Genomic DNA, 15,588 nt, shown 5'->3' with positions numbered 1-15,588 from the left:
CGTGTCCGACTGGTTCGTGTACGTGCTGCGCTGCGGCGACGGGAGCCTCTACACCGGCATCACCACAAACGTGCCCCGGCGCCTGGCCGAACACGCCTCGGGCGGCCCCAGGGCGGCCAAGTACCTGCGCGGCCGAGGGCCGTTGGAGCTTGCCTTTTCAGTTCCGGCGGAAGACAAGTCCGCCGCTTTGTCAATGGAAAGATGGATCAAGGCGCAGCCGAAAAGCCGCAAGGAAGAGCTGATCGCGGGCAGGCTGCGCTGGCCGGATTCGGATTGAAGCAATTCGCCAAGGGGCAAAGTGGGACAAGGGCTGATTGGGGAGGCAGAAAAAAAGGCGCGGGCAGGTACCAGCGCCTTTTTTGCGTTCAGGGCAGTTCCTGTTCCAATGCCTCTTTGAGCTGGCCGCTGGTGAACATGTCCCGGAGCACAAGCGGGCTGCCTGGGTTGTTCTTGGAGAAGATGGCCAGGATGGGGATGGATTTGGAGCCCAGGCTCTCCAGCAGGGCCATGAGCTGCGGATCGTGGCGGGTCAGGTCCACGCGCATGAGCACGGCGTTGTGCTCTGCGGCGAATGCGGCGCTTTTTTCCGGCGTCAGTACGGTTTTTTCCAGGAATTTGCAGTTGGGACACCAGTCCGCCGTAAAGTCGAGGATCAGGTTTTGCTGGCCACGCAGGGCGTCGAACTGGCCCATGTCGAAGTTTTCCCACGGGTCCGGGTGGCCTGCCGGCCTGAAGAGAAATACGGCGGCCAAGGCGACCATACCGATGGCAATGCCGCGCACGAACCACCGACGGATTCTGGACTGGTTCAGGTCTGTCCATTTTCCCCAGATCCAGGCCCCAAGAGCGATGATCCAGAGCAGAATGAGCACGCTCACGTACTGCGAAGTTGGGAGCAGTCCAAAGAGATAGACGCAGGTCGCGGCCAGGAGAAAACCGAGAATGCGTTCCAGATGCAGGGTCCAGGCTCCGGGTTTGGGCAGAAAACGGTACAGGCCAGGGAAAAGGGACATGGCCAGATAGGGCGAGGCCATGCCCAGCCCGATGCAGCTCAAGACCAGGGCGATGATGTCCGGAGGCTGGATCAGGGCCCAGGCCAGCACACCGCCCAGAAACGGGCCGCTGCAGGGCGTGGCCAGGATGGTGGCCAGGATGCCGGTGGTGAAGGATTCAAGGCGCGGATGGTGCACCACGCCTTTGGCTTTTCCTTTCAGATCGATGAGCGGAAGGTCATAGACCCCGAAGAGGCTTAAGGACAGGGCAAACACAATGGCCGTCAGGGTGATGATGGCGGCCGGCTCCTGGAAAATCTGACCCCAGGCCATGCCGGTGACGGCGATGATCCCGGCCAGGACCAGAAAATACAGCATCATTCCGAGGGCGAAGAAGAGGTTGTGGGTGCGGAACGCGTGCCGCTGGCTTTTGGGTACGCTGTCCGCCGCAGGGATAAAGGAGCGAAGCTTCAGGGTAATGACGGGCAGCACGCAGGGCATGAAATTGAGGATCAGTCCGGCCAAAAAGGCCAGGGCGGCCGCCTTGGAGAGGGTGTGGACTTCCAGACCGGGAGCGAAATAGCGGGGCGTGAATGTCCGTACGGCAGCCGTTTGCGTCTCTTCGACGGAAATGACGGGCTCGACGTCAAGGTCCGGGGCCGGGCCCGGGGTGGCCTGCAGAAAGCGCGGCCACCAGTCCTGCTGCTCGGCCGGCGGCAAGGCGTCTGTCTGCGTGATCACGAGTTCAAGCTCTTCTTTGACAGGCTGGCAGGTGGTCGAGGAACAGAGCAGGGCCTTGATCTGCACCACGACCTTGGAGGATCCGTCGGCCAAAGGAACAAAAAACGGCGTCGGGCCATCGTAGAGCTCCACGGTCAGGCTCGGATCAAGAGGGTCCGGACCAGGTGTGGGCTGTGGATAAAGAGGCGACAGGGCCTTGCCGTCGCGTGTCGCCCTGACTTCCGTAGGGAATCCGGATGGGCCCTGAATGTAGCCGTAGGCGTGCCAGTCGGGGCTTGGGGTCAGGGTCAGCACGGCTAGTATGGGGGCATCCGCGCTACTCGTGCGAAAGGCCTGAAGCGTGATCCGGTATGGTTCATCCGCCCACGTAGCGGCGGGAAAAGCCAAGGCCAGGAACATGAGGCATGTCAGGAAAAATCTGGGCTGAAATATCATTGTCTCTTGGGGTTGTAACGTAATCGGCAAAGCGCCTTTGAATTGTAGCTTTTAAAAGGTTTGCCAGCGCGAAGCAAGGACGGGAAGCGCCTTTTCCTTTTGAAAGAACAGGTCCTCTAGGTCCCATCCGACCTCTGGGACCTATTTTTGAATTCTCCGCAAGAAAAATGCCGGGAGCCTTCCAGTGGAAGACTCCCGGCGCGCAAGGAGAGAAAATTTCGGGCCGGGAAATCCCGGCCCGTTTGTTATTTCAGGTGGTCGGCCAGCACTTCGGCGATATGCCTGACGGCAAAGCCGGATTTGTTGACTTCAGCGCCGCCGCGCAGCTGCATGATGCAGCCCGGGCATTCGGTGACCAGCACTTCCGCTCCGGTACGGCCCGCATCGGTCAGTTTGTTCTTGAGGATCTGCTCGGAAATCCCGGGGAACTTGGCCGAGTAGGTGCCGCCGAATCCGCAGCAGACCTGCTCCTGCTCCGCCTGGGCGTATTCATAGCCGCCCAGAGCCAGAAGCTGTCTGGGCTGTTCGACCACGCCCATGCCACGGCAGAGGTGGCAGGGGGCGTGCAGGGTGGCGCGCTCGTGGGTCTGCTTGAACCCGTCGGCGGTCACGCCGAGCACATCGGTCATGAAGGCCGAGAAAGGCATGACCTTGTCGGCGAAGGCCTTGGCTTCCGCGTCGTTTTCACCAAGCAGGAACGGGTAGTTGTGCTTCAGGTGCGAAGCGCAGGAGGCGCAGAGGGTGATGATGTAGTCGTAGTCGCCGCTCATGGCCGCGATGTTCTGCTTGGCCACGTCGACGCCTGCTTTCTTCTCGCCCATCATCTGCAGCGGCAGCCCGCAACAGGACTGATCCATGGGGAAGTCCACCGCCACATTGTGGGCGGCCAGAACTTTCACCGCCGCTTCCAGCTGCTCCGGATAGACGAAGTCCTGCACGCAGCCCGAGAACAGGGCGATGCGGAACTTGGGTGCGGAAACCGTGGGTTTCAGCGCCGCGAAACGATCCCGGAAGGGCTTGGCGGCAATGGCTGGCAGTGCCTTGAATCCATGATCCTTGGAGAAGATATGGGGCAGATGGCGGATGTACTGCGTGCCGCCGGTCAGCGGACGCTGAGCCATCTTGGCCGTGCGCAGGAAGGCATGGAAGAGCTTGCGGTTTTTGAGCAGCTTGCCCAGCAGCATCGACGGCAGCGGATGTCCGTCTTCATCCAGGATGCGCGCATGGATTTCCTTGATCAGGAGGGGCAGGTCGATGCCGGCCGCGCAGATGTGCTTGCATGCCTGGCAGTTGATGCAGTTCTGGACCAGGTTCTTGGCCTTGTCCTTGCCATGGAAGAAGTAGGTCAGGATGAGGCCGATGGCGCCGATATAGATGTGGCCCATCTGGTGGCCGCCGACCATGCGGTAGACCGGGCAGACGTTGGCGCAGGCGCCGCAGCGCACGCAACGCAGAACCTGGGCGAAGAGGGGATCCTTGGCCATTTCGCTGCGGCCGTTGTCCAGAAAGATGATGTGCATCTCTTTCTTGCCGCCGGGCGCGGTCTGGCACTCGTTGGCGCCGCTGATCCAGGTCACGTAGGAGGTGATGGCCTGACCCGTGGCGTTCTTGGGAACAACACGCAGGATTTTCAGGGCGTCGTCCAGGGTGCCGCAGAGCTTGTCGATGCCGGCGATGGCCACATGCACGCGGGGCAGGGTGGTGACCAGGCGGGCGTTGCCCTCGTTGGTCATGAGGCCAATGGTGCCGGTCTCGGCGATGGCGAAGTTGGCTCCGCTCACGCCCATGTCGGCATCGGCGTATTTCTGGCGCAGCTCGCGACGGGCGACCTTGACCAGACGCTGGATGTCCGAGGACTGGTCATGCTTGGTGACCTGCGAGAAGAGTTCGGCGACCTGGTAGCGGGACAGGTGAATGGCCGGCATGACCATGTGGCTGGGACCTTCGTGCCGGAGCTGGATGATCCATTCGCCAAGGTCGGTCTCGACCACTTCAAGTCCGTCTTTTTCCAGACGGTGGTTCAAAAGGGTTTCCTCGGCCGTCATGGACTTGGACTTGACGATGATCTTGCATTTGTTTTCGGCCGCGATGCGGGCCACGATCTCGTTGGCCTCGTCGCCGTCCTTGGCCATGTGCACTTTCACGCCGTTGGCTTCGGCCTTGGCCTTGAACTCGGCATAAAGTTCGTCCAGGCGGGTCAGGCCTGCATCCTTGGCCTTGACCACTTCCTGGATCAGGGCCTCCACGTCGTATTCGCGGAAGGCGTTGGCCCGGCCAACGGGGTAGGCCGTGGCGAATTTGTCCATGGCTCCGCGCAGGAAGGTGTTGTCCAGAGCTTCGCGCAGTTCGTCGTTATATTCGGAAAGATTTTTGGCCTTCTGCATTATTTGTCCTCCAGGATCAGGATGTGCAGTTCCAGGGGCCCGTGCACGCCCAGGGCCAGAACGCGTTCGATGTCAGCGGTGCGGCTGGCCCCGGTGACAAAGGCCAGATAATTGGGCTTGCGGCTCTGGAAGCCTTTGATTTCGTCGTACAGGTCTTCGGCCGTGGCCCTGATGCGTGATTTGGGGATGACCGCGACGTGGATTTCGCTGACCATCGTGGCCAGGCGCAGTTCCTCGCTGGAGGAATCGATGACCAGGCTGCCGGTCTCGCCGATGCCGTAGTCCGCGACCGTGAACCCGATGTCGACACCGGCCAGATGGCTGCGCATTCCGTCTTTGATGACGGAGATATCGCGGCTTGCGGCCTGTTTGACCAGTTCGGCCATGTCCGTATCGTTTAGGGCGGGGGCGGCGATGATCTTGCCCCATTCTTTGAGTTCGCACAGATCCTTGCCCTTGTCCGACAAGGTTTCCTCACAGCCGCTCATGAGCAGCTGACAGGCTTCTTTCTGGGCGCACAGATCAACAGTATAGGCGATGGCCTGAGCCATGGAGTCCACTTCCGAGACAATGGCCGAGACGATTTCCGCTTTTTTCCGAAACTTTTCCAAAACCTCTGGGGTTGGTCCCATACGTCCTCCTGGATGAATTCATTTGGCATTCTTTAGGCAGGATGCGTGCCAGCTCATCCTGTAGATTTTAGCATAATTATTTTAGTGTATTAGGCGTATCGAATGGCCTGTGGCAAAAAATGACCCAGCCGGATTGGGTGATTTCACCCAGCGTCGATGGGGGGATTGACGCAGTCCTGTCGTCGTGCGGCGATCTTTCGCGATCAGCAGCCCCTCACACAGCGGCGCGACAGTCGGTTCGCCCGGCGCCTCCAGGTCAACGCGTCCTTTCTTGCGGAGCAGACCGCTTATGTGCTTCGGCATTGCCATCAAGGCGGACAACTTCCGGGAAGTTGACTCTTTGGCGTGCATCGGAAGGTTCCTTGGTGAATTGTGCGAGATTAATGTGAACTGTTAAGCACGATTCAAGGAAAAGTCCCGCAAAAAGTTCAAAGGGATGTTGTTTTTGGGGTCGAAAAAGTCCCGAAGGGTGGCTTTTGAGGTACGCGCGCATGGCCCTTCAAGGGCCATGCGCGTCATTTCGGTTCGGAAATCGTGATCGGCGCGCCGCCGGTGCCGGCGTAGAAGACGATGATTTCCGCCGGTTCGCTCCCTTCGTTCACGCCGTAATGCGAGGTGTCGACCAGTTCGACGATGGGATCACCGGCTTTGAGATGCAGCGTTTTCCCATTCTCCGCCACGACAGTGAGTTGTCCGCTCAGCAGCACGCCGGCGTTTATGACCGGGTGGGAGTGGGTCTTGAGGCGGGTTCCGGCCGGGATGGCGATACGCAGGATGGTGATCTCGGGCTGGCCTTGCGGATAGGATGGCAGTTTGTTGCCGTCCCAGCTTGTTGTGCTTTTGACGAGTTCCCTGACCACGGCGGCGCCGGCGTGCGGGTCCTGCTGTTTTTGGCGTGGGACGCAGCCGGTTTGGAGGAGAAGCAAAACGGACATGGCCGCAAGAAGGAGCTGGGTGTGCTTTTTCATGGAATCGCCTTGCTATGGAAACAGTGAAAGGATTGTTCGGCGCGTTCGCCGTGATTGCATTTTCATTTGTCCGGCCTGGAACATTCTTCCAGCAGATAGAGGATGCTGCTGTAGGGGATGCCGCCGTGCAGGCTGAGGCCGATCTCGCAGGTCCGCGATGTGGAATATCCTTCGCTGCACGCATGCACCTGCTCTGCCAGCCCTGCCAGGGCCGAGGCGTTGAGTTCCGGGCGGTGGAAGCCCTTGTCGCCGGAGAAGCCGCAGCAGAGGATGCCCGTGGGCAGGACGACGTCCGCTGCCAGATGGCGGGCCAGATCCGTGAACGCGTCGGTCAGGCCCAGGAGGCGGGTGGAGCAGGTCGGGTGCAGGGCGATGCTGCGGTCCACCGGGGTGAAGCGCAGCCGGGGCAGCAGGAAAGCGCCCGCGAATTCAATGGGTTCAAAAAGGGATAGGCCGGGGATTTCCTTTTTCATGCGCGCCAGGCACGGGCTTGTGTCGCAGAGGATGGGGTAGCGGCCATTATCGGAGGCTGTGCGCAGCGCCTTTTCCAGTTCCAGGATTTTTATCCGGGCCTGATCGTAAAGCCCCTTGGTTTCAAAGGCCTTGCCGCAACACAGCCCGTTTATGTTTTCCGGGATGCGCACAGTGAATCCGGCCCGTTCCAAAAGTCGCACCGTGACCTCGGGCAGGGGCTCCCGGCGGTCGCCTCTGGTGTCGCCCATGGTCCGCGTGGCGCAGGAAGGCAGGTAAACGACCACATCCCCTTCGCCGGCGGCATGCGCGGTCCCGGGCAATGCCGCAGAAGCTTTGGGCAGGGCCTGGTGCCAAAGGGGCAGACGCTTGCCGCTCATCCGGGTCAGGATGCGGCTTAAGGCCTCCATCGTGTCCGCGCCCAAGGCCAGATGCCCCAGATCGGCCGCGCGCAGCACTCCTCGAACCAAGGCTGTCGCCGCTGAAAAATTCGAGGCCGCCGCGCCCGCTATTGCGCGCGTGCCGGGCGTGTTCCGGACATGGCGCAGGTCGCGGATGAAGGAGGCCACATCGATGGCCAGGGGACAGCGAGTGGTGCACAGCCCGTCCGTGGCGCAGGTCGATTCGCCCAGTTCGGTGAAGGCGGCGCGCCACGTGCTTGCTTCGTCATAAAACTCTGCCTGTTCCAGACGGGTGATTTCCCGCCAGGCCGCGATGCGCTGGCGCGGGGTGAAGGCGATGTGCCGCGAAGGGCAGACCGGCTCGCAGAATCCGCAGTCCACGCACATGTCGATCTTGGGGTGGCTGGTCAGGGGCAGTTTCAGGCCTTTTAAATGCTCATGCGGGTCTTCATTGAACATGACGCCGGGGTTCAATATCCCCTGCGGGTCGAGCAGGGTTTTGATCTCCTGCATGATCGCATAGACCGTGTCGCCCCATTCCTGGCGCACATAGGGCGCGATGGCCCGGCCCGTGCCGTGTTCGGCCTTGAGCGACCCGTCGAAGTCGCGGGTGATGACTTCGGCCAGGTCGTCCAGGAATCCGTGCAGCCGCTTCAGCTCCTTGGGATCGCTGATGCGCGTGGGCAGGGTGAAGTGAAAATTGCCGTGAAAGGCGTGTCCCATGATCCCGGCATCGTAGCCGTGGCGCGCGAACAGGCGCTGGAAGGCGACGCATCCTTCGGCCAGGCGCTCCACCGGGATGTTGATGTCTTCGGTGATGACGAATTCGTCGGCGGCGCGGAAGCTGGTCACGGCGGAAAAAAGTCCGCGCCGCACGTTCCACAGGCGCTCGCATTCGGCTGCGTCCGTGGTGAAACGGGGCGCTGCGACCTGTTCGATGCCGTCCAGGGCCGAAAGGATTGCCTCGGTGTTGCGGGTCAGGGTTTGCGGGTCGTCGGCTCTGGTCTCCATGAGCACGGCGCAGGCTTCCCCGCCCAGTTCGCGCAGCACCGGCGGGGCGGCGGGCAGGTTTTCCACGGCCCGGATGGAGGTGCGGTCCAGAAGCTCCGCCGCCTGCACCGGACACCCTCCGCGCAGGGCCATGACCGCCCGCGCCGCCGCGTCAAGGTTCGGAAAGATCATCAGCGCCGTGGCCCGCAGGGGATGAACCGGCACCGTGGCCAGGGTTACGGAGCTGACAAAGCCCAGGGTTCCTTCGGAGCCGATCATCAGATGGGTCAGGATGTCCAAAGGGTCGTCGAATTCGGTCAGCGCGTTCACGCTGTAGCCGGTGGTGTTCTTGATGGAATACTTGCGCCGGATGCGTTCCACCAGCGGGGAATCGGCCATGATCTGGCGGCGCAGGGTCGAAAGGCGTTCCAGCACGCGGGCATGGCTGACGCGAAACGCGGCCACGCTGTCCGGGTCTTCGGTGTCCAGAATCGTGCCGTCGGCCAGGATGAGGCGCATGTGGCGCATGGTGGCGAAGGTGTTCTGATCAACGGTGCAGCACATGCCGGCAGCGTTGTTGGCGACCATGCCGCCGATGGACGCGGCTGCCGCCGAAGCTGGGTCGGGTCCGATGCGCCGCCCGTACGGAGCCAGGAGCGCATCGGCTTCCCCGCCGGTCAGGCCGCAATGCAGCCGGATGGCCCGTCCTTCGTCCAGGATCTCATGCTTGCGCCAGAATGGGCCCCGGATGCGCGCCACGATATCCTCGCCCGTGGCCTGGCCATTGAGGCTCGTGCCCGCTCCACGAAAGGTCACCCCGCCGCCGTGTTCGCGCAGCGTCGCCATCACGCCCTGCACTTCGGCCTCGCTCTCAAGGTCGATGACCGCCTGGGCCCGGGGCTGGTATATGCTGGCGTCAAGCGCAAAAACGCGCACCCGCACGGCGTCCAGATGTAGGCGTTCTGCAGGGACGATGCGGATCAGGGCGTCGGCAAGAATGGATGGCAGGGACATTGGGCGCTCCGTAGGATCGATGCCCCACCCGTGGCGGACGGGTCGGAGCGTGCATTGGAAGCACAAGATCACTAGGGACGTGCCGCGTCGAAGTCAACGTGACGGGACGATTTGGGCCGTTCAGACCCAAATCTAGGGCGCAGTGATGCGCAGAAAAGGGTTGCAAAGCTTCTTGCTGATCGATAATTGTTTATTCTTTGTGTTCTTGCTTTTGAAATTAAATGAAAACAAATGCTTGCATCATTCGCTTTGCGTGGTGTGCGGGCAGCCCCGGAGGAATCGATGAAAATGAAAGTTATGGTGATCTTTCTGGCTTTGACCATGTTCGCCGCCGCATCGGCCCAGGCGGCGCGGGTTCTTAAGTTCGGACATATCGCGCCTACGAAGATCGAGAACAAGGACTTCCCCATGCACAAGGCGGCTCTGGCCTTTGCCGCGCATGTGGAAAAGGAGACAGGCGGCGAGATCAAGATCGAGGTTTTCCCCCTGGGGCAGCTCGGCAATGAGCGTTCCATGCTGGAGCAAGTCCAGTTCGGCACTCTGGACATGATGGACTGCACCACGGCGGTCATGTCCAACCTCATCCCGCAGGTGGGACTCTTGGACCTCTTTTTTCTCTTTCCGAGCAAGGAAGTCGCCTACAAGGTGCTGGCCGACGAGGAATTCAAGACCGTCATGGACGCCCTCATGCCCGGCATGGGGCTTATTCCCATCGGGTACGCCGAGAACGAGATGCGTGACTTCGGCGTGCGCGACAGGACCATCACCACTCCCGAGCAGATGAAGGGCGTGCGCGTGCGGGTCATGGATTCGCCCGTGTTCCTGGAGAGTTTCCGGGCGCTCGGCGCCAATCCTGTGGGCATCCCCTTTCCGGAACTGTACACGGCCCTGCAGCAGGGCGCGGTGGACATGCAGGAGAATCCCATCCCCACTTCGGTCATGATGAAATTCACGGAAGTGGCCAAGTATCTGACCCGTTCCTCGCACTCCCTGACCTGTCTCTACAAGATGGTCAGCCGTCCGGTCTGGGAGAGCCTGACCCCCGAGCAGCAGCAGATCTTTCTGGATGCCGCCAAGATCGCCGAGGACATCAACCGTACCGAAAACACCAACATGCGCAACGAGCTGGAAAAGCTGGCCGTGGATAAATTCGGAGCCACCATCGCGGACTTGACCCCCGAAGAGCGCCAGGCCTTTCACGAGGCCGTGCTGCCCGTACACGAAAAATTTGCGGACCAGGTCGGCGTCATTCCAAACGACCCCAAATTCGGCAAGTACGCAGGCAAGCGCTACTATGACATGATCGTCGAAAAGGTGAACCAGTACAGCAAGTAGGGTTTGTTCGCGGCCGCGTTGCAACACGTATACGCGCAGCAGACCAATGCATGTCTGAAACAGAACGGCAGGGCCTCTCGGCTCTGCCGTTTTTGAGAGAACGATGAAGAATTTTCTGCGCACCCTCGGACACATCGAGGAATTGGCCGTGGGCGGGCTGCTCCTGCTTCTGGCCGTTGGCACCACCATCCAGGTCTGTACCCGCTATTTTCTGGGTATGACCTTTGATTGGTTTGACGAGGGCAGCCGGTATCTGCTGGTCTTCGTGACCTTTGCCGGAGCGGGCATGGCGGTCAAACACGGAGCGCATTTCTCCATGGAGGCCGTAACCCAGTATGCTCCACCACGCATGGCCGCAGCTTTGCGGACCCTGGCGAACCTTTTGAGTGCGGCAGTGATGCTGGTCATCGCCTGGTATGGATGGGAACAGACCGCGCTGCTGGCCCGCTACGGGATGACCACCGCTTCCCTGGGCATGCCCATGTGGGTGGCCTATCTGCCCATCCCCGTCTTCGGGGCGACCATCGCCCTGCGTTTTCTCCTCCGGGCCTGGGAGCAGTTGCGTGTCATGGTCGCGCCCGCACAGGAGCTTGACTGATGGTATGGTTCATCGTCTGCGCCTTTCTTGGAATGCTGCTGCTCTCCACGCCCATTTCCATAGTCGTCCTGGCCACCACGGCCGGAGCCGTGACATTCTTCTTGGATGTACCCCTGACCGCGCTGGTGCAGCAGCTTTTTCGCGGACTGGACAATTTTCTGCTGCTTTCCATCCCATTTTTCATCCTGGCCGGAAACATCATGGCCGAGGGTCGCATCGCCCATTATCTGGTCAAAACCATGGACGCTTGCGTCGGGCGTTTTCGAGGGGGCCTGGCCCTGGCCGGGATTCTGACTTGCATGTTTTTCGCGGCCATTTCCGGATCAAGCCCGGCCACGGTCATCGCCGTGGGCAGCATCATGATCCCGGCCCTGATCCGTTCTGGCTACTCCGAGAGATTCAGCATCGGCCTCATCACCAGCGCCGGGACCTTAGGCATTCTCATCCCTCCGTCCATTCCCATGGTCCTCTATTCCCTGGTGGGCAACACCTCGGTCAGCGACATGTTCATGGCCGGCATCGTGCCGGGCGTGGTGCGGGTGGTCATTTTCGGGGCCTTTGCCGTGTACATGGCCCGGCGCTTCAACTGGGGCGCGACCTCGTCCCATTCCCTGGTTGAGACCCTGCGCATCCTGGGCCGCGCGTCCTGGGGCCTGGCCATGCCGATTATCGTGCTTGGCGGCATCTATTCCGGCATCTTCACGCCTACCGAGGCGGCGGGCGTGTCCGTGGTCTACGCCCTGCTGGTGGAGACCTTCATCTACAGGTCCCTGACCTGGGAGAAGCTCAGGGTCATTCTGACCAAGAGCGCCGTGCTGTCCTCGGCCCTGCTGTTTATCATCGCCTGCGCCATGCCCTTCATCTGGCTGCTGACGCGAGAGCAGCTCCCCGTACAGGCCGCCGAGTTCATCGCCGCGCATATCAGCAACAAGTACGTCTTCCTCTTTCTGGTCAACCTCCTCCTGCTTGCGGTCGGCTGCGTCATGGACATCGTGACTTCCATCCTGGTCCTGACGCCCATCTTTCTGCCCATGCTGGACCATTTCGGTATTGATCCGGTGGCCTGGGGCATCATGATGATCGTCAACGTGGAGATCGGCTTTCTGACCTTTCCCTTCGGTCTGAATCTGTTCGTGGCCATGGGCATCACCAGGCGGCCCCTGACCTACATCGCCCGGTCCGTGATGCCTTTTCTGCTGCTGCTCTTCCTTTGCCTGCTGATGGTCACCTACATCCCGATCATCTCCACCTGGCTGCCCTCGATACTTCGGTAGAGGGGCGTCCGGACGCAAATAAAAACCGCATGAGGAATACCCCATGCGGTTTTTATTTGCGTCCGGAAAGAATTTACGGTCCGGATTTATGGCACTGGCACCTTTAGTGGGCTGCCTGCGTTTCTTCGATGGCCGAGCAACAGACCATGTTCCGCCCGTTGGTTTTGGCCTGGTAGAGGGCGGTGTCCGCATTGCGGAGCAGAGTCTCCGGCGGGGTCAGCGCGCAGGGCTTGATGCCGGCGATGCCGATGGAGGCCGTGACCCGGAAACGTTTTTTCTGGGAACGGAAAAAGGTCTGGCCGATCTGGGAGCGCAGGCGTTCAGCCAGGATCCAGGCTTGATCCTCCCTGGTCTGGGGCAGGATGACGACGAATTCCTCTCCGCCGTAGCGCGCGGGGAAATCCGATTCCCGCAGCGTGTTGTTCAGAATCTTGCCCACTTCCTGCAGCACCATGTCTCCGGCCTGATGGCCGTAAGTGTCGTTGATTGACTTGAAATAGTCGAGGTCGATCATCATCAGGCTCAGTTCATCCTGGTGGCGCTGGTGGCGCTTCATCTCTTCACGCAGACGGATGTCAAAATGGTGACGATTGGAGATGCGCGTCAGGCCGTCATGGTCCGCTCTGGCCTTGGTCTTGCGGAATTCCAGGCCGTTGCGCATGGCCAGCGCCAGATGGTTGGCTGCGGAGCTGAGGATGCGCAAGCGGTCCTGACCCAGCTTTGAGGCATCCTGCGAGCAGATGACCAAAGCACCGAAGGGTTCGGAGCCCAAGGTCAGGGGCAGGGTGATCAGCTCTTCAAGCTCCGGGGGATTGCCCGGTTTGCAGTCTTTGAGTTCCAGCGCCGACACCTGATACCCGCGCACCTCCTGCTTGCCCAGGCGGGCCGCGACGCTCAGGAGGTGATTGATCCATTCCGCCTGCTGGGCATGCGGCAATGTACCCGGCAAGAAAAGCTCGGCCTCGGTCTGGCCTTCGTTTTCGGCCCAGAAGACGCCGAGCACGTTTCCGACGTCAAGCAGCATGGCGAAGTCTTCGGAGCAATTGGCAAGGATGACCGCCGGGTCAAGGGTTTGACTGGCCCTGGTCAGGAGCTGGTTGAGAAAGGCAAGCTGCTCATTCTTACGCGTCAGAAGCTCCCGTTCGAGGCTGATTTCGCGTGCCATGTGGAAGATGTCGTCATACATGTTGGACACTTCTTCCGCCTGCTGCAGGGCGCGGGAAATTTTTGCCCTATCAAGGGGGCAGGTCATGAGGGTCAGGAACGTGCCGGAGGACATGTATTCAAGAGCATCCGGGTCATGCTGATCGGCGATGAGCATGAACTGCCAGGACTTGTGCGCAATCAATCGCTCCCTGTCGTCCGGGGCAAGTTCCTTCCATGTGGAAACGGCAATGAAGACAAGCCCACCCTGGGTTCTCGCGCTCATGAATTCCTGTGCCGAACTGAGCGAACGATTTTCGAGGACGCGTGTTCGTGGCAGGTGGCCCTCCAGCTGGGATGCCAACTCGGAGCTGAGAGCGAGGCCCAGGCAGGGGCGGGTAAGGGCGTTCATGGAATCCTCCAAGGATACGAAAAATTGACGATTTGCTGGTACTTAGCAAGTTTGTTGCCAAGCGTATCGTCGGCTGCAACCTTGCGGCCGAATTGAATTATGATTCTCTTTGCGCCACTGACAGCCGTTTATTTCAAGCTGGCCGGATCACGTTGAAATCAGGCCCGGATATTGCTTTATGCGGGCATGGCGCAACACTCCGGCCCGATCTGGGGCACTCTTGATCCGTTTGTCGAAGGCGGTCCCGTTATCGGGCGCAAGGTCGCCAATTCCGGCTTTCTGCAGGCTTTGCTTGGGGCCGATCCTTTCCGGGAATATCATTTTTTTCTTCCGGACCGGCACAGCGGCACGGCGCTTGAAGCCTTCGTGAACGCCGTTTGCCCGCAGGCCGCCGCCAAGGTGCGCATCCTGCCGCGCACCGCCCTGGCCGAACACCTGGCCGCGAACGCCTACCACGCCTTCCACCTCTCCGACTGCCTGACCGCCCAGGGCTTCCTGGCCGCGCTCAGGAACCGTCTGGCCGCCAACATCTTTCCCATCACCGGCGTGACCCACTCCCTGTCCTATGCACGCTACGGGCAGTCCTTCGCCCAGCATGTCTGGGCCGGAGTGACGGGACGAGACTGCATCGTGGCCACTTCAAGGGCCGGCGCCGACGTGGTGCGGGAAGAATTGTCCGCCCTGGCCGAGACGTTCCACGCTCCGGCTGCGCAGGTGGCCGTCGTGCCGCTGGGCATCTGGTGCCGGGACTTCGATGTTTCCACGCTGGAGGGCGTGCCTGCGGTTCCGGCCACGAAGACCGTCTTTTTGGTGCCGGGGCGCATCAGCCCGTATTCCAAGATGGATCTTCTGCCCCTGCTGCGGGCCTTCCAGCGCTTGCGTCAGGGCGGGGTGGACCTGGGCGGGGTCTGCCTGGTTCTGGCCGGGAGCCCTGACGAGGGGGCATCCCTGCCGCATACCCTGACCAACCTGGCGGCCAACATCGGGCTTGAACTTGTTCTCGTGCGCTGTCCCGACGACGCGACCAGGACGGCCCTGCTGCATCGCGCCGACGTGGTCGTGTCCCTGGCCGACAACCCCCAGGAAACTTTCGGGCTGACGATCCTGGAAGCGGCGGCCGCCGCAAAGCCTGTCATCGCATCGGATTACGACGGCTATCGCGACCTGGTCCGTCACGGGCGCACGGGATTTCTGGTTCCCACCCTGGACAGCGGCGAGGTGGACGATGTTTCGCTCCTGGCGCCGCTTCTCTACGACAGCGCCTACCACCTGTGGCTGGCCCAGGACGTGGCCGTGGATGTGGGCGAGCTGGCCGGACAACTGCGGGTTTTGCTGCAAAAAAGCGTGCGCGAGGAAATGGGCCGGGCGGCCCGCGAACATGCGCAGGGGTTTGACTGGTCCGTAGTCATCGGACGCTATCTGGAATTGTGGGAGCGTCTGTCGGCAGCGCCCGCGCCCAAGCCGGGCGAGGGCGAACACCGCCATCCGCTGGCCATGCGCTATGAACGGCTTTTTGCCGGATATCCGTCGCGGCGTCTGGCGGCAGGGGATGTGCTGGAGGTAACGGAGCTGGGAAGGGCCGTGTATCGGGGGCAGGATTTTCCGGTGGTTTACGCGGGCATCGAAGCCAGGATTGACCTTGAGCTGATGCGCAAGGTGCTGGTCTGGGCCCGTAATCCGCTTTCATGGACGGCCCTGCGCCAAAAGGCAGCCAGCGAGGACCGTCTGACCGCCACGGTGCTGTGGATGCTCAAAGGGGATCTGCTGCGCGTGTCCGCAGGATCCTGAACCGCCCTTT

At 61.2% G+C, this 15,588-nt stretch carries 11 protein-coding genes; 5 read left to right on the top strand and 6 right to left on the bottom strand.

Annotation, left to right across the window (positions count from 1 at the left end):
• The first annotated feature begins 1 nt into the window (after position 1).
• Positions 2–277: a GIY-YIG nuclease family protein gene (locus DBAC_RS08680; RefSeq protein WP_015773913.1), complete on the top strand. Its 276-nt coding sequence runs from the start codon at positions 2–4 to the stop codon at positions 275–277.
• Positions 278–365: 88 nt separating this feature from the next.
• Here DBAC_RS08680 and DBAC_RS08675 read toward each other — a convergent pair whose 3' ends face one another.
• The 5 genes from DBAC_RS08675 to DBAC_RS08655 all read right to left on the bottom strand — a co-directional run bounded on the left by DBAC_RS08675 (position 366) and on the right by DBAC_RS08655 (position 9,028).
• Positions 366–2,168, bottom strand: coding sequence for a protein-disulfide reductase DsbD family protein (locus DBAC_RS08675; protein ID WP_015773912.1), 1,803 nt, complete (start codon positions 2,166–2,168; stop codon positions 366–368).
• Positions 2,169–2,413: 245 nt separating this feature from the next.
• Positions 2,414–4,552 carry an L-lactate dehydrogenase (quinone) large subunit LdhH gene (gene ldhH, locus DBAC_RS08670; RefSeq protein ID WP_015773911.1) on the bottom strand — a complete coding sequence of 713 codons (2,139 nt, stop codon included), beginning with the start codon at positions 4,550–4,552 and terminating at the stop codon, positions 2,414–2,416.
• Positions 4,552–5,184: a LutC/YkgG family protein gene (locus DBAC_RS08665; protein WP_015773910.1), complete on the bottom strand. Its 633-nt coding sequence runs from the start codon at positions 5,182–5,184 to the stop codon at positions 4,552–4,554. Before DBAC_RS08665 ends, ldhH begins: the two co-directional genes overlap by 1 nt.
• Positions 5,185–5,699: 515 nt before the next feature.
• The gene (locus DBAC_RS08660) at positions 5,700–6,152 is read right to left on the bottom strand and encodes a cupin domain-containing protein (RefSeq protein WP_015773908.1); all 453 of its coding nucleotides are present in this window, start codon (positions 6,150–6,152) and stop codon (positions 5,700–5,702) included.
• Positions 6,153–6,214: 62 nt separating this feature from the next.
• Positions 6,215–9,028, bottom strand: a complete 2,814-nt coding sequence (locus DBAC_RS08655; RefSeq protein WP_015773907.1) for an FAD-binding and (Fe-S)-binding domain-containing protein — start codon at positions 9,026–9,028, stop codon at positions 6,215–6,217.
• A 282-nt stretch (positions 9,029–9,310) separates the two neighbouring features.
• Here DBAC_RS08655 and DBAC_RS08650 point away from each other — a divergent pair, with 282 nt between their 5' ends.
• From DBAC_RS08650 to DBAC_RS08640, 3 genes are all read left to right on the top strand, one after another.
• A complete protein-coding gene (locus DBAC_RS08650; protein ID WP_015773906.1) occupies positions 9,311–10,363 on the top strand; it encodes a TRAP transporter substrate-binding protein in 1,053 nt (350 codons plus the stop codon).
• Positions 10,364–10,466: 103 nt separating this feature from the next.
• Entirely contained in the window at positions 10,467–10,961 is a 495-nt protein-coding gene (locus DBAC_RS08645; protein ID WP_015773905.1) for a TRAP transporter small permease, read from the top strand.
• Entirely contained in the window at positions 10,961–12,235 is a 1,275-nt protein-coding gene (locus tag DBAC_RS08640) for a TRAP transporter large permease (protein WP_015773904.1), read from the top strand. The genes DBAC_RS08645 and DBAC_RS08640 overlap by 1 nt, the downstream gene beginning before the upstream one ends.
• 103 nt (positions 12,236–12,338) lie before the next feature.
• On the opposite strand, the gene DBAC_RS08635 is transcribed toward DBAC_RS08640, so the two are convergent.
• Positions 12,339–13,790, bottom strand: coding sequence for a GGDEF domain-containing protein (locus DBAC_RS08635; RefSeq protein WP_015773903.1), 1,452 nt, complete (start codon positions 13,788–13,790; stop codon positions 12,339–12,341).
• A 186-nt stretch (positions 13,791–13,976) separates the two neighbouring features.
• Between DBAC_RS08635 and DBAC_RS08630 the strand changes: the two genes are divergently transcribed.
• Positions 13,977–15,578 carry a glycosyltransferase family 4 protein gene (locus DBAC_RS08630; RefSeq protein ID WP_015773902.1) on the top strand — a complete coding sequence of 534 codons (1,602 nt, stop codon included), beginning with the start codon at positions 13,977–13,979 and terminating at the stop codon, positions 15,576–15,578.
• Positions 15,579–15,588: the final 10 nt, after the last annotated feature.

This window comes from Desulfomicrobium baculatum DSM 4028, from assembly GCF_000023225.1.
Lineage (GTDB): Bacteria > Desulfobacterota > Desulfovibrionia > Desulfovibrionales > Desulfomicrobiaceae > Desulfomicrobium > Desulfomicrobium baculatum.
The sequence above is the reverse complement of the archived record's forward strand: the minus strand, read 5'-3'. Positions and strand labels throughout refer to the sequence as shown.

Coding starts and splice junctions, on each gene's coding strand:
- DBAC_RS08675 (WP_015773912.1), bottom strand. CDS start 2,168: ATGATATTTCAGCCCAGATTTTTCCTGACATGCCTCATGTTCCTGGCC.
- ldhH (WP_015773911.1), bottom strand. CDS start 4,552: ATGCAGAAGGCCAAAAATCTTTCCGAATATAACGACGAACTGCGCGAA.
- DBAC_RS08665 (WP_015773910.1), bottom strand. CDS start 5,184: ATGGGACCAACCCCAGAGGTTTTGGAAAAGTTTCGGAAAAAAGCGGAA.
- DBAC_RS08660 (WP_015773908.1), bottom strand. CDS start 6,152: ATGAAAAAGCACACCCAGCTCCTTCTTGCGGCCATGTCCGTTTTGCTT.
- DBAC_RS08655 (WP_015773907.1), bottom strand. CDS start 9,028: ATGTCCCTGCCATCCATTCTTGCCGACGCCCTGATCCGCATCGTCCCT.
- DBAC_RS08650 (WP_015773906.1), top strand. CDS start 9,311: ATGAAAATGAAAGTTATGGTGATCTTTCTGGCTTTGACCATGTTCGCC.
- DBAC_RS08645 (WP_015773905.1), top strand. CDS start 10,467: ATGAAGAATTTTCTGCGCACCCTCGGACACATCGAGGAATTGGCCGTG.
- DBAC_RS08640 (WP_015773904.1), top strand. CDS start 10,961: ATGGTATGGTTCATCGTCTGCGCCTTTCTTGGAATGCTGCTGCTCTCC.
- DBAC_RS08635 (WP_015773903.1), bottom strand. CDS start 13,790: ATGAACGCCCTTACCCGCCCCTGCCTGGGCCTCGCTCTCAGCTCCGAG.
- DBAC_RS08630 (WP_015773902.1), top strand. CDS start 13,977: ATGGCGCAACACTCCGGCCCGATCTGGGGCACTCTTGATCCGTTTGTC.